4 protein-coding genes and 2 pseudogenes are annotated in these 23,466 nt (G+C 67.2%); all 6 read right to left on the bottom strand.

Translation table 11 applies throughout. The annotated features are described in order from the left end of the window. Positions 1-7,863 (bottom strand): non-ribosomal peptide synthetase, encoded by a 7,863-nt coding sequence (locus ELS24_RS14800; protein WP_127184570.1) that lies wholly within the window; start codon positions 7,861-7,863, stop codon positions 1-3. Continuing rightward, positions 7,863-12,725: an amino acid adenylation domain-containing protein gene (locus ELS24_RS31710; protein WP_428839701.1), complete on the bottom strand. Its 4,863-nt coding sequence runs from the start codon at positions 12,723-12,725 to the stop codon at positions 7,863-7,865. Before ELS24_RS31710 ends, ELS24_RS14800 begins: the two co-directional genes overlap by 1 nt. After that, positions 12,711-14,303 (bottom strand): annotated as a pseudogene (locus ELS24_RS31705) (amino acid adenylation domain-containing protein); the annotation flags it as partial. The gene ELS24_RS31710 and the pseudogene ELS24_RS31705, both read right to left, overlap by 15 nt. Before the next feature lie 102 nt (positions 14,304-14,405). Continuing rightward, positions 14,406-15,797, bottom strand: a pseudogene (locus tag ELS24_RS31700) (condensation domain-containing protein); the annotation flags it as partial. Next, positions 15,794-19,000, bottom strand: coding sequence for an amino acid adenylation domain-containing protein (locus tag ELS24_RS14790; RefSeq protein ID WP_127184568.1), 3,207 nt, complete (start codon positions 18,998-19,000; stop codon positions 15,794-15,796). The pseudogene ELS24_RS31700 and the gene ELS24_RS14790, both read right to left, overlap by 4 nt. Further along, complete coding sequence (locus tag ELS24_RS14785; protein ID WP_127184567.1) at positions 18,997-23,451, bottom strand: condensation domain-containing protein; 4,455 nt, start codon at positions 23,449-23,451, stop codon at positions 18,997-18,999. The genes ELS24_RS14790 and ELS24_RS14785 overlap by 4 nt, the downstream gene beginning before the upstream one ends. Between the last annotated feature and the right edge of the window lie 15 nt (positions 23,452-23,466).

Below are 23,466 nucleotides of genomic sequence, written 5' to 3'. Positions count from 1 at the left end.
TTACATCTCCAGTTCATTCAAGAGGGAATCGATGGCGGCAAACTCAGCCTGCCGCTCCTGGGCGCCCTCGCCCATTGCGCCCCGCATTGCGTGCAGCAGCGGCAATGCCGCCAACTGCGCGACGGTGGGCGCATCGAACAACGTGCGTAAGGGCACATCGATACCGTGGACCTGCTTGACGGCGGCCACCACTTTCATCACCGCGATGGAATCGCCGCCCAACTCAAAGAAATTGTCATGCCGGCCGACGCGAGGGGTCTGCAGCACCTGCGCCCAGACCTCGGCCAATCGCACTTCTGCCTGGCCTTCGGGCGCAACGTAAGCCTGGCTGGCGGCGAACTCTGCCTTGGGCAAGGCCTTGCGATCCAGCTTGCCGTTGGCGTTGACCGGCAAGGTGTCCAACGTGATGAAGGCGGCGGGCACCATGTAGTCGGGCAATGCTGCCGACAATGCGCTTCGCAGTGCGGTGGTATCCCCTGTGGCGGGTGCCACATACGCGACCAGCCGCGCGCCCGATGGGCCGTCTTGCGCCAGCACCGCCGCTTGTTCGACGTTCGGTTGCGACAACAAGCAGGCTTCAATCTCACCCAATTCAATCCGCAAGCCACGGATCTTCACCTGATGATCCAGGCGGCCCAGATACTCCAGTTGCCCCTCCTGCATCCAGCGCACCAAGTCGCCCGTGCGATACAGCCTGCCGCCCTGCCCGTCCGGGTCGGCGACGAAGCGGTCGGCGGTCAGGCCGGGGCGGTTCAGATACCCACGCGCCAAGCCCACCCCGCCCAGATACAGCTCACCCGGTACGCCGATGGGCACAGGGTTCAACTGCGCGTCCAGTACCCGTGCATGAATGCCCGCTATCGGATAGCCGATGGGCACAACGCCGCTGCCATCGTCGACGCAAGTCCAGTGCGTCACGTCGATTGCAGCTTCCGTCGGGCCGTACAGGTTGTACATCCCGGCCTGCGGCAACAACGCCAGGCAGCGCGCCTGCAAGTCCGCGCCCAGCGCTTCGCCGCTGCACACGATACGGCGCAACGTCGCGCATGCATCCGCGCCCACCTGTTCGGCATGGCTGATGAAGGCGTGCAGCATCGAAGGCACAAAATGCAGCGTAGTGACGCCTTGTTCGCGTATCAGCGCAGAAAGGCGCGCCGGATCGCGATGGTCTCCCGGGCCTGCCAACGCCAGCCGCGCGCCGGTCATCAAGGGCCAGAAGAATTCCCACACCGATACATCAAAGCTGAACGGGGTCTTTTGCAGCACCACATCGTCTGCCGTCAAACCATAGGCCTGCTGCATCCACGCCAAGCGGTTGGTCAGCGCAACGTGCCGGTTGGCCGCGCCCTTGGGCTTGCCAGTGGAGCCCGAGGTGTAGATAACGTAGGCAAGGTTCTCGGGGTGATGGGGAACGTCGGGCGGCGTGACCGGTTCGGACGAAACGTCGATCTGATCCAAGGCCAACAAGGTTGTCGATGACGACAACCCGTCCATCCGTGCCGCCAAACCGGACTGCGTCAGCAGCAGCGACACACCGCTGTCTTTCAGCATGTGCGCCAGCCGATCATCCGGATAGTCTGGGTCCAGCGGCACGTAGGCCGCACCTGCCTTCAACACCGCCAGCAAACCTACAACCAGTTCCAGCGATCGTTCGGCAGCAATCCCCACGCGCTGCTCGGCAAGTACGCCCATACGCTGCAAGCGATGCGCCAATTGGTTCGAGCGGCGGTCCAGTTCGCCATACGTCAGCGACGCATCAAGGCACGTCACCGCCACACGGTCCGGCCAAAGGCCCGCCTGCCTCTCAAACTGGCGATGCACCGGTAGCGCGCCGAACGACGACGCTACCTCCGCCGACAGCGGCAAGCCTCTTTCGTTCGGACTCAACAAGGCCAACTCGTTGGGCGGCGTCAATGGCAGCGCGCCCACGCGGCCCTCGTGCGCCGCCAGACGCGCCAGTATGTAATGCAGGCGCTGCGCCAACGCCTGCGCCACCGCTTCTGATAGGCGTGATCGGTCATAGCTCAGTTGCAACGACAGGCCAGGCTGCTGCGTCACGACCAGCGTCAGGGCGTAATGCGTCTGTTCATGGTTCTGCAAGGTGGCAAACCGCACCCCCGCCGATGCCTGCGTTTTCAGCGCCGCATCAACCGGATAGTTTTCAAAGACCAACAGCGTGTCGAACAAGGCGCTGCCGCCGTGGCCTGCCCAACGCTGCACGTCGAACAGCGGCGCGTGCTCGTGTTCACGCGACGTCAGGTTTTGGTCCTGTATGCCACGCAGCCAGTCGCCCAGCGTGGCATCGGACGCAATCGTCACCGCCAACGGCAAGGTGTTGATGAACAGCCCAAGCATGTGCTGCGCACCGGCCAAGGTGTCGGGCCGGCCAGACGTCGTGACGCCAAACACAGCCGTGGATTGCCCCGTCACCTGCGCCAGGACCAGCGCCCAGGCGGCTTGCACCAAGGTGTTGACCGTGACGCGATGATGCCGGGCGCGCTCGGCCAATGCCGACGACGCGGCAGGGTCCATCCGGGCATGCAGGTCGGCGTAGCCGGTGGCTGCCGTGCATGCGCCTCGAAGCCGCAATGCCGGCGCCAGCAGGCTGGGTTCACTCAAGGCTTGCAAGCAGCCACGCCAATACGCCTGCGTATCAATTTCGCTTCTGGTAGCCAGCCACGTCAGATAGTCGCGATAGCGGCCCACTCCCGCCGCCACGGGCAGCCCTTCGTGCGTCCGCAGCACTTCGCCCAGCAACTGCGACACGCTCCAACCGTCAAGCAGCAGATGATGGAACGTCCAGATCAAGTGATAGCGCTGCTCGGCCGTGCGCATCAGCGTCACGCGCAATAGCGGCGGCGATGCCAGGTCGAAGCCCTGCATCAGATCGGCGCGCGCCTGAGCATCCAAAACCGTTGCGACAGGATGCGATGCATCGTGATGGTTGCGCGCATCAATCACCCTATACGGCAGCGCCACGTCGCGCGCCACCCACTGTAGCGGTGCGCCCGCGCGTTGCAAGAAACCGGTGCGCAACACGTCGTGACGCGCCAGCGCCGACGCCCATGCGGACCGGAAGCGTTCCACGTCCAGCCCGTCGATGTCCACGCGCAACTGGTTCACGTAGGCCGGGACTTCGTCTTCGCCCGATGCCGCATCCCACACGCTGTGGAACAGCATGCCCGCCTGCATCGGCGTCACCGGGTAAAGGTCTTGCCATTGGTGTGCCGGCGCGGGAATGTCCAGCGCGCGCAGCCCCTCCCAAGTCAGGCCCGCCAACGGGAAGTCCGATGGCGTCACGCCGTGGACACCGCTGACGCAATGCGCCACCAGCGCGCGCAAGGCCGCTTCGTACTGTTTGGCAAGCGCTTGCACGCGGGTGGGATCGTGACGCTTGCTGCTGTAGCCCAACGAAATGCTTAGCTGGCCGTCGTGTACGTGGCCGTTAAAGGTCAATTCGTGGATCAACTCGGCGGCTTCGTCCTGGCCTGCCCCGGACGCTTCGGCGGCGATGCGCCAGTCGGCCTCGCCCGCGGTCACCGTGTCGAATTGGCCCAGGTAGTTGAACAGGACGGGCGCTTGCGGCTGGCCAGGCAAGGCATCGGTCAACACGCCATAACCCAAGCCTTGCGACGGCACGGCACGCAAGGTTTCTTTCACACGCATCAGCCGTTCGGCAGTGTCGCCTTGCGTGTCCAGCACCACCGGATACACGCTGGTGAACCAGCCCACCGTGCGTGACAGGTCCAGTTCGCCCGATGCGTCTTCGCGGCCATGGCCTTCAAGATCGATACGCACCTGCTTCAACCCGCCCCACTCGCCCAGCGCCTGTGCCAACGCGGCCAGCAGCAAGTCGTTGACCTGCGTGCGGTACGCGGCAGGCGCGTCCTTAAGCAGCGCTTGGGTCGTGGCGCGGTCCAGCGCCAGCGCCACGCGTTGCTGGTCACCGACGCGGTTCGGCCCCTGCGCGTCGTCGCACGGCAAGGCGTCGCCGGGCGGCAATGCGCGCCAGTAATCCAGTTCAGGCTCATACGACGTGCGTGCGGCTTCGATGCGACGCGCCCATGCGCCGTAACTCGCTGAACGCGCGGGCAAGGTGATCGCGCCGCCCGCCAGCGCTTGCGTGTAGGCCAGTTGCAAATCTGCCAGCAACACGCGCCAAGATACGCCGTCCACGGCCAGATGGTGGATGACCAGCAGCACGCGCGACGTACCATCGGCCACCTGCATCAGCACGGCGCGCAGCAAGGGGCCGTGCTCGATATCCAGGCTGCGCTGCGCGGCATCGCACTGCGCCTCGATGTCGGTCACATCGCTGCGTTGCCACAGCAGGCCCGCCATGTCGGGGCTGGCCTCATAGCGCTGGCGCCACGCGCCGCCTTCGCGCGTGAAGCGCAGACGCAACGCATCGTGTTGCGCGACCACCGCCTGCAAGGCGGCGGACAACGCTTGCGCATCGACAGGCGCGTCGCCATGCAGCAGCACGGCCTGGTTCCAATGGTTGTGGGACGCCAGCGGCAACGCCAGGAACGCCGCCTGAATGGGCAAGAGCGGCACGTCCCCGACGGCCTCGTCGGTAAGGTCTTGTGCCTGCGCGGCCACCGCCACGCTGGCCAGATCGGCCACGGTCTGCCGCTCGAACACCTGGCGCGGCGTGATCTGCCACCCTGCCTGGCGCAAGCGCGCCACGATTTGCAGGCTGAGTATGGAGTCGCCGCCTAGTTCAAAGAAGTTGTCGTGACGGCCTACCTGCGGCGCGCCCAGCACTAGCGACCAGATGGCGGCAAGAGCAGTTTCGACCGCGCCTTCGGGCGCTTCGTAGCCTTGGCTGGCGGCGAACTCTGCCTTGGGCAAGGCCTTGCGATCCAGCTTGCCGTTGGCGTTGACCGGCAAAGCATCCAATGCGACGAAGGCGGCGGGCACCATGTAGTCGGGCAACGCTGCCGACAATGCGGTTCGCAGTGCCGTGGTATCCACGGTGGCGGGTGCGACATACGCCACCAGCCGCGCGCCCGATGGGCCGTCTTGCGCCAGCACCGCCGCTTGTTCCACATCCGGCTGTGACAAGAGAGCGGCCTCGATCTCACCCAGTTCAATCCGCAAGCCACGGATCTTCACCTGATGATCCAGGCGGCCCAGATACTCCAGCTGCCCCTCCTGCATCCAGCGCACCAGATCACCCGTGCGATACAGCCTGCCGCCCTGCCCGTCCGGGTCGGCGATAAAGCGGTCGGCGGTCAGGCCCGGGCGGTTCAGATACCCGCGCGCCAAACCCACCCCGCCCAGATACAGCTCACCCGGTACGCCGATGGGCACAGGGTTCAGCTGCGCGTCCAGCACTCGCGTATGAATGCCCGCTATCGGATAGCCGATGGGCACCACACCGCTGCCATCGTCGATGCAGGTCCAGTGCGTCACGTCGATTGCTGCTTCCGTCGGGCCGTACAGGTTGTACATCCCGGCCTGCGGCAACAACGCCAGGCAGCGCGCCTGCAAGTCCGCGCCCAGCGCTTCGCCGCTGCACACGATACGGCGCAGCGTTGCGCACCCATCCGCGCCCACCTGTTCGGCATGGCTGATGAAGGCGTGCAGCATCGAGGGCACAAAATGCAGCGTAGTCACGCCTTGTTCGCGTATCAGCGCGGAAAGGCGCGCCGGATCGCGATGATCACCCGGGCCTGCCAACGCCAGCCGCGCGCCGGTCATCAAAGGCCAGAAGAATTCCCACACCGATACATCAAAGCTGAACGGGGTCTTTTGCAGCACCACATCGTCTGCCGTCAAACCATAGGCCTGCTGCATCCACGCCAAGCGGTTGGTCAGCGCAACGTGCCGGTTGGCCGCGCCCTTGGGCTTGCCAGTGGAGCCCGAGGTGTAGATGACGTAGGCAAGGTTCTCGGAGTGATGGGAAACGTTGGGCGGTGTGACCGGCTCGGACGAAACGTCGATCTGGTCCAAAGCCAACAAGGTTGTCGATGACGACAACCCGCCCATCCGTGCCGCCAAACCGGACTGCGTCAGCAGCAGCGACACGCCGCTGTCTTGCAGCATGTACGCCAGCCGGTCATCCGGATAGTCTGGGTCCAGCGGCACGTAGGCCGCACCTGCCTTCAACACCGCCAGCAAACCTACAACGAGTTCCAGCGATCGTTCGGCAGCAATCCCCACGCACTGCTCGGCACGTACCCCCATGCGCTGCAAGCGATGCGCCAATTGATTCGCGCGGCGGTTCAGTTCGCCATACGTCAGCGACGCATCAAGGCACGTCACCGCCACACGGTCCGGCCAAAGGCCCGCCTGTCGTTCAAACTGGCGATGCACCGGCAGCGCGCCGAACGACGACGCTACCTCATCTGCCAATGGCGCGCCCGTCTCCCATTCGCTCAAGGTCTTGCATTCCACCTGCGACAACAGCTCGGCCTCCCACACGCGTGCGGAATCATCGCGCACCATCGCGCGCAGCAGCGCTTGATAGTGACCGGCCATGCGCATCAGCGTGCCGGGCATAAATGCGTCGCGCGGATATCGCAACGCCACGCGCAAGCGGCCGTCATCGTACTCAGCGGTGTCGCATTGCAACGCAAAGGGCAAGGTCGGCGGCGCAAACGATTCCGGCGTGGCACGCAGTCCGGCCAATTGCCAGCCGTCTACGCCCGGCAACTGTTGATGGTTGAACAGCACCTGGAACAGCGGGGTATGGTCCAGGCTGCGCTCGGGTTGCAGGGCGTCAACCAGTTTCTCGAACGGCAGGTCTTGATGGGCATGCGCCTGCGCCACCGCTACGCGCGTTTGGGCAAGCAGCGCCGACCAGCTCAAGTCCGGGGCGAGCCTGGCGCGCAGCACCTGCGTATTGACGAACAGTCCCACCACGTCTTGCACCTCGGGGCGCGTGCGCCCCGCCACCGGCACGCCGACGCGGATGTCGGACTGGCCGGTATGGCGCGCCAGCAAGGCCTGGAATGCGGCCAGCAAGACGACGAACAAGGTGCAACCCCGGGCGTGCGCATAGCGCCGCAGTTCGTCCGCAAGGGACTGCGGCAGGTTGCTGATGCAGGCATCGGCCGCCTGCCCGCTTGCGCCACGCTTCGGAAAATCGGCGTTCAGCTGCAAAACGGGGTGATCCCCGGCCAAAGCCTGACGCCAATACGCCAGTTGCCGATCTTCCTCGCCGGCCGCCAACAGGTTTCGCTGCCAGGCCGCGTAATCGGTATAGGCGATGGCGGGCGGCGGCGATGCGAGTTCCGTGCCCGTCCGCAACGCCGCATAGTGCTTGCAGAACGCGTCGGTCAGCAACCCGATGGACCATCCGTCCGACACGATATGGTGCATGACGGTGACCAGCAGGTGTTCTTCGTCACCGAGCCGCACCAGCCCCACCCGCAGCAAAGGGCCGGTCAGCAGGTTGAACGGTTCGGCGATCCATGCACGCGCAATCTCTCGCGCCCGTTCCTCTTGATCCGTGTTCGGTGCGGCGCGCAAGTCTGCCTGAGCAAGCTCCATGCGCCACGGCGCCAGCACCACCGGATGCGCCATGCCGTCGGCGTCCATGTCGAATCGCGTGCGCAGCGCCGCATGCTGGACCAGCACGCGCTCAAAGGCCACGCGCACGCTTTCGACGTCCAGCGCGCCCATCAGGCGCAACACGCCCGGCAGGTGGTAGGCGGCATCGCCGGGATCCAGGCGCCACAGGAACCACAGCCGCTCCTGCGCGTGCGACAGCATCGGCGGCCCCTCGCGCGAAAGAATGGGCAGGTGCGATGGGTCCATGCCCTGTTCGCGCATCTTGTCGTACACGGCGCGACGCTGCGCAGGCGCAAGCGATGCGAATTTTCGGGCAATTTGCCGGGCCAGGGTATCGTCCATCACAGCATCTCCAGGGTATCGATGAACGCGTCGATGCCGCGCATTGCGTCGGCCTGCCCAATACCCGCCTGCGCCGCCTCGGCCACGCGCTCGGCAAAGCGCGCCAGCGTCTGCGCTTCGAACAGCGCGGCCAGCGGCGTCTCGATGTCCAGATCGGTCCGGATACGTGCAACCACGCGCATCACCAGCAAGGAATGGCCGCCCAGCTCAAAGAAGCTGTCGTCGCGGCCCACGCGCGGCACGCCCAGCACCGCGGCCCAGATATCGGCCAGTTGCAGTTCCAGGTCACCCTCAGGCGCGGTGTAGTGACGTAGCGCGGCCTGAGTGTCGGGCGCCGGCAGCGCGCGGCGGTCCACCTTGCCGTTGGGCGTCAGCGGAATCGACGGCAGCACCACCCACACGGCCGGAACCATATAGGCCGGCAAGGCGGATGCCAGCTCGGCCTGCACGGATTCCAACCAGGCGCGCTGCGCGTCGTCGCGCGGCCCGGCCAGCGCCAGGTTGCGCGGCGTCACATAGCCGACCAGGCGATGGCCCTGCCCGTCATCGCGCGCCACCGTAACCGCCTGGCGCACGCTGGACAAGCGCGCCAGGAAGGCGTCGATCTCACCCAGTTCAATGCGAAAGCCATGCACCTTGACCTGATGGTCGCTGCGCCCCACATACTCCAGCACGCCATCGGCCCGGTAGCGCGCCAGATCGCCCGTGCGGTAGAGCCGCGCGCCGGGCCGTGCCGCATACGGATCGGCAATGTAGCGTTCGGCGGCCAGACCCGGCTGATGCAGATACCCGCGCCCGACGCCCACGCCCGCCACGCAGAGTTCACCGATGGCGCCAGCGGGAAGCAGGTCCAGGTTCGCGTCCAGCACGTACAGTTGCGTGTGGTCGGCCGCCGTGCCGATCGCCAGTACCGGGCCCGACTCGTTCTTGGCGTCGTCCACGCGATACAGCGCCACGTCGTCCGCGCATTCGGCGGGGCCATAGGCATTGACCAGCGGCACGCCCGGATAGCGATCCAGCCACGCGCGCGCCAGCGCCACCGAACTGGCTTCGCCCGTGGGCAGCATCCAGCGCAGGCCGGGCATCGACACCGCGTCGGCCATCAACATGCCCTGGATCAGGGTCGGCACGCATTCCAGCACGGTGATGCCGCTATCGTTCACGCGGCGGATCAGGGCTTGCGGGTCGCGCGCCACGCTATCCGCCACGATCTCGACGCACGCGCCGCACAACAACCCTGCCAGCAGCTGCCACACCGAAATGTCGAAGCTCTGCGCGGCCGTCTGGCCGATAACGTCATGCTCGGTAAGGCCCAGCGCGGGAATCTTGCTGAGCTGGTTGTTCAACATGCCCTGGCTGGTGACGACCACGCCCTTGGGCGTGCCCGTGGAACCGGACGTGAAGATCACGTAGGCCGCCTGGTCGCGATGCGCGGGTTCGCGGAGATCGGCGTCGTGGCTCGATGCCGGGACGTCGATGTCGTGCCGGGCCACCGCGGCGGGCAGCGCTGCGATCACGTCGGCGTGCGCCGCCGCCGCGCCGCGATCCGTAACGACCGCGCGTGCGCGGCACAGGTCCAGGATCTGCGCCAGGCGTTGCGAGGGCAAGGCGGGGTCCAGCGCCAGGTAGGCCGCGTTCGCCTTGAATGCACCCAGCACGGCCGCCAGCATGCCGATGCCACGCTCGGCCAGCACCACCACGACGTCGTCGCGGCCCACCCCGCCCGCTCGGAACGCATGCGCGTGGCGGTTGGCCAGCCGATTCAGTGCGTCGTAGCGGATGTCTCCGTTCGCGTCGCGCGCCGCGAGGCGTTGGGCGTGCTGGCGCGCCTGCGCCTCGAACAGCCTGGCGTACCCGGCGTCCAGCGGATAGCCGGGCGTTGCGCCCCGCCCCAGCCCCAGCACGCGTGCATGCTCGTCGTCGGGCAGCAGGCCGATTTGCGCCAACGGCGCGGCCGGTCGGCCGGCAAATTGCCCCAGCACGTGGCGCAAGCCGTCCAGCACTCGCAGGATCGACGCCTCGTCGAACAGGTCGGCGTCATACGTCAGTTGCAGCACCAGCTGTTCGCCCGGTTTGACCACGACCGTAAGCGGATAGTTGGTATGCGTGCGGGCGCCGTCGGCATGCGCGCCGATCGCTTGCGCACGCGCCAGCAATGCGCCGTCAACCGGCGCGTTTTCAAAGACGAACAAGGTGTCGAACAGCGTGGTGCCACGCGGCACGTCAGCCAGCGCCTGGATCTCAGCCAAGGACAGGTGTTCGTGTTCGCGCAGCGCGGCATTGCCGGCCTGCACCGTGCGCAGCCACTGCGCCACGCTGATCGGGCTGTCCGGCCCCGGCACGTCGACGCGTAACGGCAAGGTATTGATGAACAGGCCGATGGTGTCCTGTACGCCATTCAGGTCAGTGGGCCGGCCGGCGACCGTCACGCCGTAGAGCACATCGTGCAGTCCGGCTACGCGGGCGAGCCACAACGCCCACGCGCCCTGCGCATAGGTGTTCACCGTCAACTGCTGCTGCTGCGCCGCGCGCTGAAGCGCCGTGGTCTCGGCCGGGGTCAGTGACACGACGGCGTCGACGGTCCGTGACTGGCCCGGCGTGGGCGCGCCACGGCCAGCCAGCGGCAAGGGCGTGACCGTGCCGAAACCACGCAGCGTGTCGCGCCAGTACGCCTGCGCGGCCGCCATGTCTTGCCGCCCCAGCCACGCGATGAAGTCGCGGTACGGCACCGGCAGCGCCAACTGCGGCGCCTGCCCCTGTGCATAGGCGTCGTACGCGGCAAAGAAATCCGCCAGCAACAAGGACCGGCACCAGGCATCCATCAGGATGTGGTGATAGCTCAGCACCATCCGGTCGCCGTCGGCCAGTCGCGCCAGCCGGACGCGCCACAGGGGCGCGGCGCCCATATCAAAGCCCGCCACCAGCTCGTCTTGCAACAGGCGGTCCAGCTGGGCCAGCGCCGCCTCCACGGGCAGCTCGCGCCAGTCAAACACCTGGACGGGAGTTTCGACCTCGCGGCGGATGACTTGCAAGGGGGTCTCGCCCGCCTGCCAGGCGAAGCCCGCGCGCAGCGCTTCATGCCGTTGCGCCATCAGGCCCCACGCACGGTGCGCCGCGTCCAGATCCAGGTGCCGGTCAAAGCGGTAGCGGTCCTGCATCAAGTACATGCCGGAGCCGGGGTTCATCAGCGTGTGCAGCAACAGCCCCTGTTGCATGGGCGTTGGGGGATAGATGTCGGCCACATCGCGCGGGTTCGGCGCCAGGCGGTTCAACTGCGTCTGGGACAAGGCCGCCAGCGGAAAATCGGATGGCGTCACGCCGCCGGCTCCCGGTGCGTCGACCACGTCCGCCAGGCGGGCAAGCTCGGCCACGCAAGCGTCGGCCAACGCGCGGACCTCGCTTTCATCCTGCATGGCGGCGCTGTACGACCACGTAAAACGCAAGGCGCCATCGCGTAAAGCAACGCCGATGTCCAGCACGCTGCGGCGCTCGCTATCGGGATCGCGTTCAACGCCAGCGGGCTCGTTGTCCCAAGTCCAGGTACGCGCGACGGCGTCGGTCCGGCCCAGGTAATTGAAGGTGATGCGGGGATACGGATGGTTGGCCAGCACGCGGCCGGAATCCGTCATGGTGCGCAGCACGCCATAGCCCAAGCCCTTGTCGGGCACCGCCCGCAACTGCTCTTTGACCGCCGCCAAGGCGCTGCCAATATCCGCCGCGCCCGGCCGCAGCCGCAACGGGAACAGGGATGTAAACCAGCCGACGACCCGGCCTGCATCAACGCCCGTAGTGTCCTCTTCGCGGCCGTGGCCTTCAAGCTCCAGCAACACGCTTTCCTGGCCTGTCCAGGCGCACAGGACGCGCGCCACGGCCGTCAGCAACAGCTCGGAGGCCTGTGCCCGATATGCCCGCGCTCCGCCGGACAACAAGCGCGCGGATGCCGCCGGGTCCAACTGCGCCGACACGCTGCGCTGGTCCGACACGCGGTTGGCGCCATGGGGTCGCGCCACGGGCAGCGGCGTGTCCTGCTCGCCGCAGATAGCCAGCCATTCGGGTAATTGCGCCTGCGTGGCGGGCAAGGCGCCATAGCGGGCAAGCGCCTGCGTCCAATCGCCAAAAGACGTCGTGGCCGATGGCAAGGTCAGCGTCGCGCCACGGCGCGCCTGGTCATAAGCGACTTCCAGATCTTCCAGCAGGACGCGCCAAGAAACCGCGTCCACGACCAGATGGTGCGCCACCCACAACAGCCTTCCTGGGCGGCCCACGTCTGGGCGGCCCGCGTCAGGGCGGCCCGCGTCAGGGCTGCCCACGTCCGGCTCGATCCAGGCCGCGGCAGTCACGGGGCCCGATTCCACGTCGAGGCTGCGTTGCAAGGCGTCCGCCACGTCCGCGAATGGGGCGGCGGCGTCATCCCCGGATGGCGCCAAGGCCAAGCGCGGCGCCACGGCGTCTTTGTCGTACTCCTGTGCCCACCCTGCCTGTCTATCCTGCCGATAGCGCAGCCGGAACGCATCGTGGTGCGCCAATACCGCGTCCATGGCGCGTTGCAGCGCGGCCACGTCGACCTCTCCATGGGGACGCAGCACCACCGACTGGTTCCAGTGGCTGCGATGGGGCACGGACAGATCGAAGAACGTCTGTTGCACCGGCGCCAACAAGGCCGGGCCACGGGCCGGGCCCGTTGCCGTCTCGGGACGTATCGCCGACGCCGACAAGGCCAGCGCGGCGATCGTCTGGCGCTCCATGACGTCGCGCGGCGCGATCTTCACGCCCTGCTTGCGCGCGGCCGCCACAATCTTCAGCGTCAGGATCGAGTCCCCGCCCAGTTCGAAAAAGTTGTCATGCCGGCCGATGCGCGGCACGGCCAGCACGTCGCGCCAGATGCCGGCCAGCAAGTGCTCGGTGTCGCCGACCGGTGTCTGGAATTCGCTATCGCGCTGGAAATCCGGCGCGGGCAAGGCCTTGCGATCGATCTTGCCGTTGGCGCTAAGCGGCAACGCCGCCAACACCATGATGACGGCGGGCACCATGTAGTCAGGCAGTTCGGCGGCCAGGGCCGCGCGCAACATGACCGGGTCGGGTTGCCGCGCGGCGTCCCGTGGCGACACATACGCCACAAGCTTCGTGCCGCTGGCGGCCTCGTGGGCCACCGCGACCGCTGCCGCCACACCGGGCTGCGCGCCCAGCCGCGTCTGCACTTCGCCCAGCTCGACTCGAAAGCCGCGGATCTTGACCTGGTGGTCCGCGCGCCCCTGATACAGCAACTGCCCATCGGCGCGCCATGAGGCCAGATCGCCGGTGCGATACAGCCGGGCGCCCGCCTCTGACGCATAGGGGTCCGCCACGAATCGGTCTGCCGTCATGCCCGGGCGGCGCACATAACCACGCGCAAGGCCCATGCCCCCCAAATACAGTTCACCGACAACGCCGGGCGGGCTCAAGTTCAGGTCGGCGTCCAGCACCCATGCCTGGGTGGCCGAGATGGGCGCGCCAATGGGCACGCGCGCGCCGTCCTCCGCCGCGCACCGCGACGCCGTCACGTCGATCGCGGCCTCGGTCGGGCCGTACAGATTGTGCAGTTCGGCCCACGGCATGCGTTGCAGCACGTCGTCGCGGACGTCGGCGGGCAAGGCTTCGCCGCTACACAGAATACGGCGCAGCGATGCGCAGCGCGCGGCCGCTTCGTACGCCATGAAGGCGGCAAGCATCGACGGCACGAAGTGCACGGTCGTAACAGCATGGCGGTGAATCAGCGCCGCCAGGCGCTCGGGGTCGCGGTGATCGCCGGGTTGCGCCATGACCAGCCTCGCGCCGGTCATCAGGGGCCAGAAAAATTCCCAAACCGACACATCAAAGCCGAACGGCGTCTTCTGCAACACGACGTCGTCGGCCGCCAGCCCGTACGCCTGCTGCATCCATGCCACGCGGTTCGTCAAGGCGGCATGCCGATTGGCGGCGCCCTTGGGACGGCCGGTGGAGCCAGAGGTATAGATGACGTAAGCCAGGTTTTCGCCATGCAGCGCCACGTCCGGGTTGTGCACGGCGTCGGTGGTCGGGGCATCACGCAGATCGACAACGGCAGGCCCATCGGACGACACCAGGCCATCGGGCACATCTTGCGCGCAAAGCAGCAGCATCGCGCCGCTGTCCCGCAACATGTAGGCCAGCCGTTCGACCGGGTAGTCCAGATCCAGAGGCACATAGGCCGCGCCGGCCTTCTGGATGGCCAGCAGCCCAACCACCATGTCGATCGAACGCTGCATAGCGATGGCGACCAGCGCGTCAGGGCCCGCGCCCCGCGCGATCAAGTCATGCGCGCGGCGATTCGCGCGCGCGTTCAAGTCGGCATAGCAGAGCGCGGCGTCGCCGCACACCAGCGCAATGGCGTCGGGCGTGGCGCGGGCCTGCTGTTCAAACAAGCGATGCACTGGCGCGCGCTCATCGTGTTGCGCGGCGTTGCGGCTCCAGGCCTGCGCTTGCACGCGCTCCTCAGGCAAGATCACATCCAGAGCCGCCACGCGGCTGTCCGGCTGCGTCACCAGCGCCTCCAACACCCGCAGATAGCGCCGCCACATCCGCGCCGCCGTGTCCTCGGCAACCAGCGCCGTGTTGAACTCCAGCCTGCCGTGCAATGCGGGGACCGGCCCGGCGGCGTCATCCCACAGCAGGTCCAGCGACCACTCGAACTTGGCGCTGCGCTCGGGCACGGGCAAGCGCTCTACCTGAACGCCCGGCAAGGACAGCCCTGGGCCGGCGCTGCCCACCTGAAGGCCGAACAGCACCTGGAACAACGGGCTGCGCGCCGGGTCACGCACGACGTCCCGGCTTTCCAGCAACAGTTCCAATGGCAGGTCGGCATAGTTCATGGCGGCACGCGCGTCAGCGCGCACGGCCTGGCAGACCTCGCGCAGGCTGGCCGATGCCGGCGCATTCACGCGGAATACCTGCGTCGTGACGAAGAATCCCAGCAGCTCTTGAAGCTCTGGCCGATTGCGATTGGCGCTGGGCACGCCCACGGCAAAGCCGGTCTGCCCGCTGAGCCGCGCCAGCAACAGTTGCCACGCCGTGAACAGCGCGACGAACGGCGTGCATTGCGACGCGCGGCAAAATGCGCGCAGCCTTTCGACCAGCGCCGCAGGGACTTCGACATACAGCGAAGCGCCCTCGGCGCCCAGTACGGCGGGACGCGGATGGTCCGTGGGTAAGGCCAGGTCTTGCAAGTCGTCACGCAGATGCGCATTCCAGTGCGCAACGTGCGCCGCATACCCCCCGGCCTGCGCGTGCCCGCGCTGCCAGGCGGCAAAGTCGCTGTAACGTCGCGGCGGTTCGTTGGCGACCGCGGCGCCGGACGTGGTGATGTCTTCATAGGCTTGCGCCAGATCCCGCATGAAGATGGGGTTGGACCACGCATCCGAAACGATGTGATGCAGGCACCACGCCAACACATGATCGTCGCGTTCCAACTTGAGCACGCACGCGATCAGCGCTGGCTCTCGGGTTAAGTCGAAGACATGGGTTGCGATGCGCGCGCAGTGGGTTTGCAGCGCGGCTTCGCGCGCGTCAGGCGGCAGCGCGCTCAGGTCCACTTCGTCCAGCGTGAACGCATGCGCGGCGTTCACGCGCTGGCGCGGTTCGCCATCCTGTTCGTGAAAGGTGCTGCGCAAGACCGCATGGCGACGAGCCAGCGCGGCGAAGGCTGCTCGCAATGCAGAAACGTCCAGCTTGCCCCGGATGCGCAAGGCGCGCGGAAGGTTGTACGCGGTAGAGGCGGGATCCAGCTTTTGCAAAAACCACAGCTGCTGCTGCGAATACGACAGGGGCGCATCGTCCCGCGCGTCGCTCAGCGGTATCGCCGACGCGTCCAGCGTGGCGTCATCGTCGTTGTCGTCTTCGGCGAGCAAGGCTCGCAACAAGGCTTGCTGGGTATCGCTCATGCGGGCTCCGTCACTTGGGCGGCCAGGGCGGCACGCTCTTCGGGCGACAAGTTGTTCACCTGGACGCGCAGTTGCGCGATCCGGTCCAGTTGCGCGGGGTCCTCGGCTTGCTGGCGCAGTGCAGCGGCCAGGCGCGCCACGGTGGGATGGTCGAACACCAGGCCCGGCACTGCCTCGACGCGCAATTGTTTGCGCAAGCGCGTGACCAGCTTGATGACCAGCAACGAATGGCCACCGAGCGAAAAGAAGTCGTCATGCACGCCCACGCGGTCGCGCTCCAGCAAGATGGCGACGCACCCTGCCACCACGGTCTCCAACGCGTCGCGAGGCGCAACCAGCTCGGCGGAGTCCGCATCAAGCGCCGTGACGACCCGCGCTTGCAGCGCATGCCGGTCTACCTTGCCGTTGGGCAGCCGCGGCAGGTCGGGCAAACACTGGATGCGCGCGGGCAGCATCGGTGCGGGCAGAAGCTGCGCTAGCGCCGCGCCCAGCTCGGCGTCGGTCTGGGACTGATGCGCATCGTCCATGGTCACGCACGCCGTCAGTTCCACGCCTGCCGCGCCGGCAATGGCCAGCACGGCGGCCTGTTGCACGCCAGGCAGGCTCAGCAGCGCCGCTTCGATCTCGGCCGGTTCGATCCGAAAGCCCCGGATCTTCACCTGATGGTCGGCGCGCCCGGCCAAACGGATAGCGCCGTCCGGCAGCGCGTAAGCCAGGTCTCCGCTGCGATACAGACGTTGCCCCGGCAGGTAGGGATCGTCGATGAATGCGTCGTCGCCGGACGCACGCAGGTAACCGTTGGCCAGCTGCGGGCCGCCGATGTACAACTGGCCCAGCGCGCCTTGCGCCGTGGCCGTCAGGTCCGTGTCCAGCAAGCGGATGCGGCAGTTGGGCAGCACGCACGTCAGCGGCAGTACACCGCCCACGTCGCCATCCGCGGCATCCTTGACCGCATGAACCATGACGCCGACCGTGCTTTCCGTGGGGCCGTAGTGGTTGAACAGGCGGCAGCCGGGCGTCAGCTTGAATAGGCGTTGCACCAGCGCGGCGGCGGTCGCCTCGCCACCCAACACCACCGTACGCGGCGCGATGGCGGTATCGCAATCGAGCAGTGCGGCCAGATGCGACGGCACCATCTTGATGGCGTCAATACGTTGTTCGCGAAGGAATCCCGCGAAGGACTGCGCGTCCTGCATCGCCGTGTCACTGGCGATCACCAGCGCGGCGCCGTTGTACAGCGCGCCAAACAGCGCCGTGTTGCCCAGATCGGCCGCCACGGTGGCCGTCAGCGCCCAACGGCGCGCCTGGGCCAGCCCCATGGCATGCGTAGCCCCCGCGACATAGTTCAGCAAGGCGCGCTGCCCCACCGCCACGCCCTTGGGCACGCCCGTGGAGCCCGACGTATACAGCACATAGGCGGGTTGGCGCAGCAGCGCGGCGTCGTTCAGCGCGGGTAGCGTGGCGTCTGACATGCCGGCGCCCAGCGTCACTTGCGCCACGCCGTCAAACAGCGCCGCGTCCTGCGCGCGCTGCACCACGCACGCGGCCGCCGCATCCTGCATCAGCGCCGCGCACCGCGCAACGGGCCACTGCGGGTCCAGCGGCAGATACGCCGCGCCGCAACGCCATGCCGCCAGCAGCGCAATGATCAGGTCAGCGCCGCGCGGCAGGCGCAACGCGACGACGGCGCCTGCCGCCACGCCCTGCCCTGCCAGGACGCGCGCCGCCTGATCCACCCGAACCGCCAGCGCCGCGTAGTCCAGCGTCTCGCCGTCGTCCACGATGGCCGGCGCTGAAGGCGTGCGCGCGGCCCACCCCAGCACGTGCGCCAGTAGCGATTGCGCGCCGGGATCCCAGTTTTCTCCTGCATATAACGCGGTATCCGGCGCGGCGGGCGGCAAGAGCTTGGACAAGGGCGTTTCCGGCGCGCTTGCCGCCTGCGTCAGCACATCCTGGTACTGCGCCAGCAAGCCCTGCACGGCCGCCGCGCCATAGCGGTGCGGCGCGTAGACACACTGCAAATGCGCAACCTGGTCGGCTGCCGGCGTCAGCACAACATGCAGCGCCAGCTCGAAATCCGCCATCCCGGCGCTGGTTTCCCAACACACGGCCGCCACGTGAACGCCAGGCAGGCCCTGCGGCATTGCGACGAATCCGACCTCGTGATGCCGGGCGCCGCCATCGGCGGCAAGGGCGTAGTGTTCCTGCGCGCCGATATGGGCTTGGCGGCGCAGGGCAAGCCGCCGCGCGCAGTGCTCAAACGTGTCGTCCGGCTGCCAGTCGATCTCCAACGGCAGCACTTTTTCGTAGGCCCCGACCGCGCCGGCCAGCATGTCGTAATCGGCGCGGCAGTCGTGCCGCCAGCCGGTTACGTGACGATAGCTGCCCGTCAAACGGCCCAGCAACGCCAGCCACGCGGCGTGCAACAAGGTTTCGACAGGCAAGTCCAGGCGCTGCGCCAGTTCCGTCACGCCACGCACGGCCGCGGCGGTCGCGGCACACACGGCACACACGGCGATGGCGGCGTTATCCTGCGCCGCGCCCGCCGCACGATAGGACAGCCGAGGCGCCTGCAAGCCGGACGCCTCGCCATGGTCGCGCCAATACGCGCGCCCGGCCTCGGCATCCGGATCGGCAGCCAGCTCCTGGCGCCACAGCACATAGTGGGTGTAATCGAACGCTGCGACTTCGCCGGTCTCGCAATCGGGGGGTGAGCTTGGGCTTGGCTTCGAGCCGCTATCCATCGTCCGCGCCACGTCGTTCAGCAGTTGCAGCATCGACCCCTCATCCGCGATGAGCGGCGTGGCGGCCAAGGCCAGCCAGCCCCCCTGCCCGACGCCCGTGAACCAGGCGGTGTGCAGCCCCTCGTGTCGGACGGCAATGCGGTCATACCAGGCCCGCGCGGCCTGAGTCGGGTCCTTGCCCACGCCCGCCACGACCTCCCAGGTCCAGACGGCGTCCTCGCCCGCTTGCTGGCGCAGGCCCCGATATCCCGGCACCTCGGCAAATCGCAGGCGAAGCGCCGGATGCGCGGCAACCACGCGGCGTAACGCCGCCTGCAACGCTACGCCGTCGTGTTCGGATTCCATGCGGGCCAGCATCCAGCGAGGCGCCGGGGCTTGCCCGGACCGGGCCATGCATGCCCGCTGCTCGGGGCTCAGCGGCAGGAAATCCCCCGCCACGATATCGGTGATGTTGCTCATCGGCTGACTCCTGTACCCGCTTGGGCGTCCAGCGCCGCACGGTCGAACATCGACCCCATCGCCACCACCACCTTGCGCGGTTCCTCATAGGGGTCGCGAGCGTGCGCCGCCAGCATGTTGTCCAGCATCACGACATCGCCCCGCCGCCAATCGAAGCGCACCGCGCATTCCTCATAGGTCTTGCCGATCAGGTCCATCACCGCGTCCGGAATGGGGCTGCCGTCGCCAAAGCACACGTGACGCGGCACCCACTCCAGGCCGGCCGTGCTCAACAGGTGTTCGCGGACTTCGGGCTCCAGGCAATGCAGGTGATGCAACTGCACCTGATTGAAAAAGACGCGCTCGCCCGTGACGGGATGCGTGATGACCGCCGGGCAACGCGTGCGCGTTTGCAAGGCGTCGTCGCCCCGCCAGGCGAAATCGATCCCGGCCTGACGCAGCGTGGCCTCTACCTGCCGGCGATCATCCGTCTTGAAAAACGACTGCCAGCTGACGTCCAGGCGATCCGTGAAAGTTCGGATGTAGAGCAACTGCTTGCGTTCAAACTCTTGCACCAATTCGGCGGGCAGGCGGCGCAGCATCTCGCGGCAATCCACGATGGGCGTGGCGCCGCCGACCCTTGACGGCAGCTCGCAGAAGAACAGTTGTTTGCGTGGCCAGCGATCCAGGTGCGCGCTTTCGTTGTGATACAGGATCATTTGCTTTTCGGGGTACGGGGTCGAGCGGTAGGTGTTGCGTCCTCCCTCTTTCTTCGGCAGGTCGCCGTAGTCGCCGTACAGCACCGGTTCGACGGACTCGGCAAAGGACTCGAACTGCTGCGCCGTGCTGATCGCGAAGTTGCGGAACAGGATGCCGCCATGCGTTTTCAGCCAGTTCTCGATGCGCTCGCGCTCGGCTGCTGCCCACGCCACGGGGTCCAGGTCCGGGTCCAGCGCCTCGACCACAATGGGAAATTGCCGATCAGGCGACAGGAACGAGGTGCGTATTGCAGCGTGTGCAACGGCGCGTGCAGCGGCGTGTGTAGCGGCGGGCGCTAGCGGCCCCCGTGCCGACAAACTGCGCAGACGGTCCAGCTTGGCGGCAGGTGACGGATTGGCGACAGACATGCGAGGCTCCTTGAATGAGGGCAAGGCGTAGCCGCTCAGTGGCAAGCCGGGGTCAGCGGCCACTTGGCGCAGCAGATCCGCCCATCCCTGGGCGACGCGTTCAATCGTGGGCAGTTCGTACAACGCCGTGGCGTAGTTCCACTCCACGTCCAGGCCTTGTTCGCGCTCGTGCACGAAAACGCCCAGGTCGAATTTCGAATCCGTGGCGGGGGCATGGCGGGGTTCGATCGCCAGGCCCGACAGCGTGAATGCGTGATGCGGCGTGTTTTGCATGACGAACAACACCTGCAACAAGGGGTTGCGGCTGCGATCCCGCGTGGCGCCGGTGGCATCGACAATGCGGTCAAAAGGCACGTGCCGCTGTTCAAATGCGGTCAACACGCCCTCGCGCACCTGCGCCAGCCAGTCGCCGAATTCCTGATCCCGCCGCACGTGTGTGCGCAATGGCACGACATTGACGAAAAAGCCGATCAAAGGCGCAAGTTCGACGTGGTCGCGGCCGGCTACGTCCGTGCCGATCACGAGTTCTTCCTGGCCCGAGCGGCTGTGCAAGACCCACAGGAAAGACGCAAGCAGCAGCTGGAACAGCGTGGCGTCATGGCGGCGAGCCAGGTCGGCCAACTGGCGGGTCAGACTTGCGGGAATGGGCAGGCGCAGCGTCGCGCCGCGCAGGTCCGCCACGGCGTCGCGTTCGCGGTCGCCGGGCAAGGTACTAAGCGCCGGGGCGCCGGCCAACGCACGCCGCCAATAGTCCAATCCCGCCTGCATGGCGGGCGACTGCGCGTGGGCGCGGCTCCATGCCGCGTAATCGCCATACTGCAGCGCCAAGGGAGGCAGTTCATGGCCCTCGTAACCCGCGCACAACTCGCGCAGGAACACGCCAGCGGACCAGCCATCAAACACGATGTGATGCGCCACCAGAACGAGCAAGTGCCGATCGGCCGCCAGACGCAGGACGGCGGCGCGCAACAGGGGCCCGGCAGCCAGGTCAAAGGGCTGCGCGGCGCAGGCGGCAATGTGCGCCGCCGCATCCGGCTGCGCGCAGAGGTCGGTGACGGGCAGCGGCAGCGGCACGGACGGCAGCACACGCGCCACCGGATCGCCGTGCTCGTCTTCCGGGTAGATGCTGCGCAGAATTTCATGGCGCTGAACCGTGCCATTCAGGGCGCGGGCCATCCGGTCCAGGTCCAGCTCACCGTGCAGTTCGTAGACCGCGCTAAGGTTGTAGGCGGCGCGCTGCGCCGGCGTGGCGGCCAGCCGGTCCACCAGCCACAAGCGCTGCTGCGCAGGCGACAAGGGCGTATCGGCCAGCCGCCGCGCGGGCGGCAATGGCACGGGCGCGGCCTCATGCTCCGGGCTCAACCTGGGCAACCTGTCGATCAACGCGGCAGCCTGCGCCAGTTGCGGGTGTTCAAACACGGCGCGCAGCGGCATGTCCACCGACCAGCGCGCGCGAATCCGGGCGGCGACTTGCGCCGCACTGAGGGAATTGCCCCCCAGATCGAAGAAGTGCGCGTCACGGCCTGGCGCCTCGCGCGCCAGCACCTCGGCCCAGATCGCGGCCAGCGCCTGTTCGGTGTCTCCCCTGGCCGGCTGCGGCGCGGGTTTGTCAACCGGCCCGCCGTGCAAGAAGACCCCGTCTTGATGAATGGCGTAGGCGTCCAGCGTTTTTTCCAACCAACCCAGCCGGGTGGCGGCGCGTTGCAGCTTGCCGCTGGACGTCTTGGGCAAGGCGCCCGGTTCCAGCAGCAGCGTCACGGAGGCAGGCTCGCCGCAAGCGATGCCGACGGCGTGGTTCAGCGCCGAGACCGTGGCGGCGGCCGTCGCCTTCTTGCGATGCGTGCGCGAAATCTCGACCGCCACACCGATGCCCTCGCCTTGCGGGCCGTCCACGCGAAACACCGCCGCGCGCCCTTTCCTGGCGCCATCGACTCGCGCCTCGATCACGCGCTCGATGTCTTGCGGGTACACGTTGTGCCCACGCACGATGATCAGGTCCTTGAGGCGGCCGTTCACGTACAACTGACCACCGTGAAAGCAGCCCAGGTCGCCGGAACGCAACCAGCGCACGCCGTCACGCTCCACAAAAGTCTGTTGCGTGGCTTGCGGATTTCCCCAGTAGCCCGCCGCGATGCTGGGACCCGCCGTCCAGATCTCGCCCAGCATGCCCGGCGCGGCCGGCTCGGCCGTCGCCGGGTCGGCGATCAGCACGCGGTGATCCACGGCGGGAACGCCGCAAGCGACCAGTGGCGTGCCCAGGGGCGCCGGCCGCAATTGGCCGCTCGCCAAATCGGCTTCGTCAAAGCGGGTGATCAAGGGCCCGTCGCCCCGCTGGTTGCCGGTCACGAACAAGGTGGCTTCGGCCAGCCCATAGCACGGGTAGATGGTCTGACGCGGCATGCCGGCCGGCGCGCACAACGCCGCGAACGCGTCGACGGTGTCATTGCGCACCGGCTCGGCGCCCGAAAATGCGATGCGCCAATGCGACAGGTCCAACATGCGGATTTGCTCAGGCGTCACGCGCTCCACGCACAGGCGGTAGGCAAAGTCGGGCCCGCCGCTGACCGTGGCGCGATAGGCGGAAATGGCTTGAAGCCAACGCAACGGCCGCTCAAGAAAATACTTGGGCGTCATCAGCACCACGCGGCAGCCCACGTAGACGGGCTGCAACAGCGCGCCGATGAGCCCCATGTCGTGATACAGCGGCAACCACGACACGAAGGTGTCGTCGCGCCGCGTCAGCATGCCGGCCTGGATGGACCGTTCGTTCGCCATCAAGTTGGCGTGCGTCACCATCACGCCCTTGGGCGCGGCGGTCGATCCCGAGGTGTATTGCAGGAAGGCGACGTCTTCGCCCGCCGGTTCGAAGGGCTGCCACCGTTGCGCGTGCGCCGTGTCGATGTCGTCCACCGCCATCACGTCCACGCCCGCGAATACCGCGTCACTGTCTTGCAGCCAGCTAGCAACGTTTGCGGTGGCCAGCACACCGGCGGCCTGGCAGTCCTTGGCCATCAGGCGCAACCGTTCCAGTTGCTGATCGCGCGCGGACTGCGGCGGAAACGCGGGCACCGAGGTCATGCCCGCCGCCATGCACGCAAAGAATGCAATGACGTAGTGCTCGTCGTTGTCCAGCAGCAAAAGCAAGCGCGCGCCGATGTCATAGCGCGCTTGCAGTGCGGCGGCCAACGCGCGCACACGCAGGTCCAGCGCCCCATAGCTATAAGACGTGTCGCCCTGGGCGTTCAGCACGATCAACGCGGTGTCGTCGGCGCGGGTGTGCGCCAATTCGCGCAGGCGCGCCGCGATGCTGACGGTGGTTTCGGATACGGAAGCTGGATGATTCATCAACGTCTACGCCAG

Origin of the sequence: Achromobacter spanius, assembly GCF_003994415.1 — a bacterium.
Classification (GTDB): Bacteria; Pseudomonadota; Gammaproteobacteria; order Burkholderiales; family Burkholderiaceae_B; genus Achromobacter; species Achromobacter spanius_C.
Note: the sequence above shows the minus strand (reverse complement) of the source record. Positions and strands in the feature narration are given on the sequence as shown.

What these genes read in the sequence shown, in the direction of transcription:
- ELS24_RS14800 (WP_127184570.1), bottom strand. Translation starts at nt 7,863, where the DNA reads ATGGACGATACCCTGGCCCGGCAAATTGCCCGAAAATTCGCATCGCTT.
- ELS24_RS14790 (WP_127184568.1), bottom strand. Translation starts at nt 19,000, where the DNA reads ATGAGCAACATCACCGATATCGTGGCGGGGGATTTCCTGCCGCTGAGC.
- ELS24_RS14785 (WP_127184567.1), bottom strand. Translation starts at nt 23,451, where the DNA reads ATGAATCATCCAGCTTCCGTATCCGAAACCACCGTCAGCATCGCGGCG.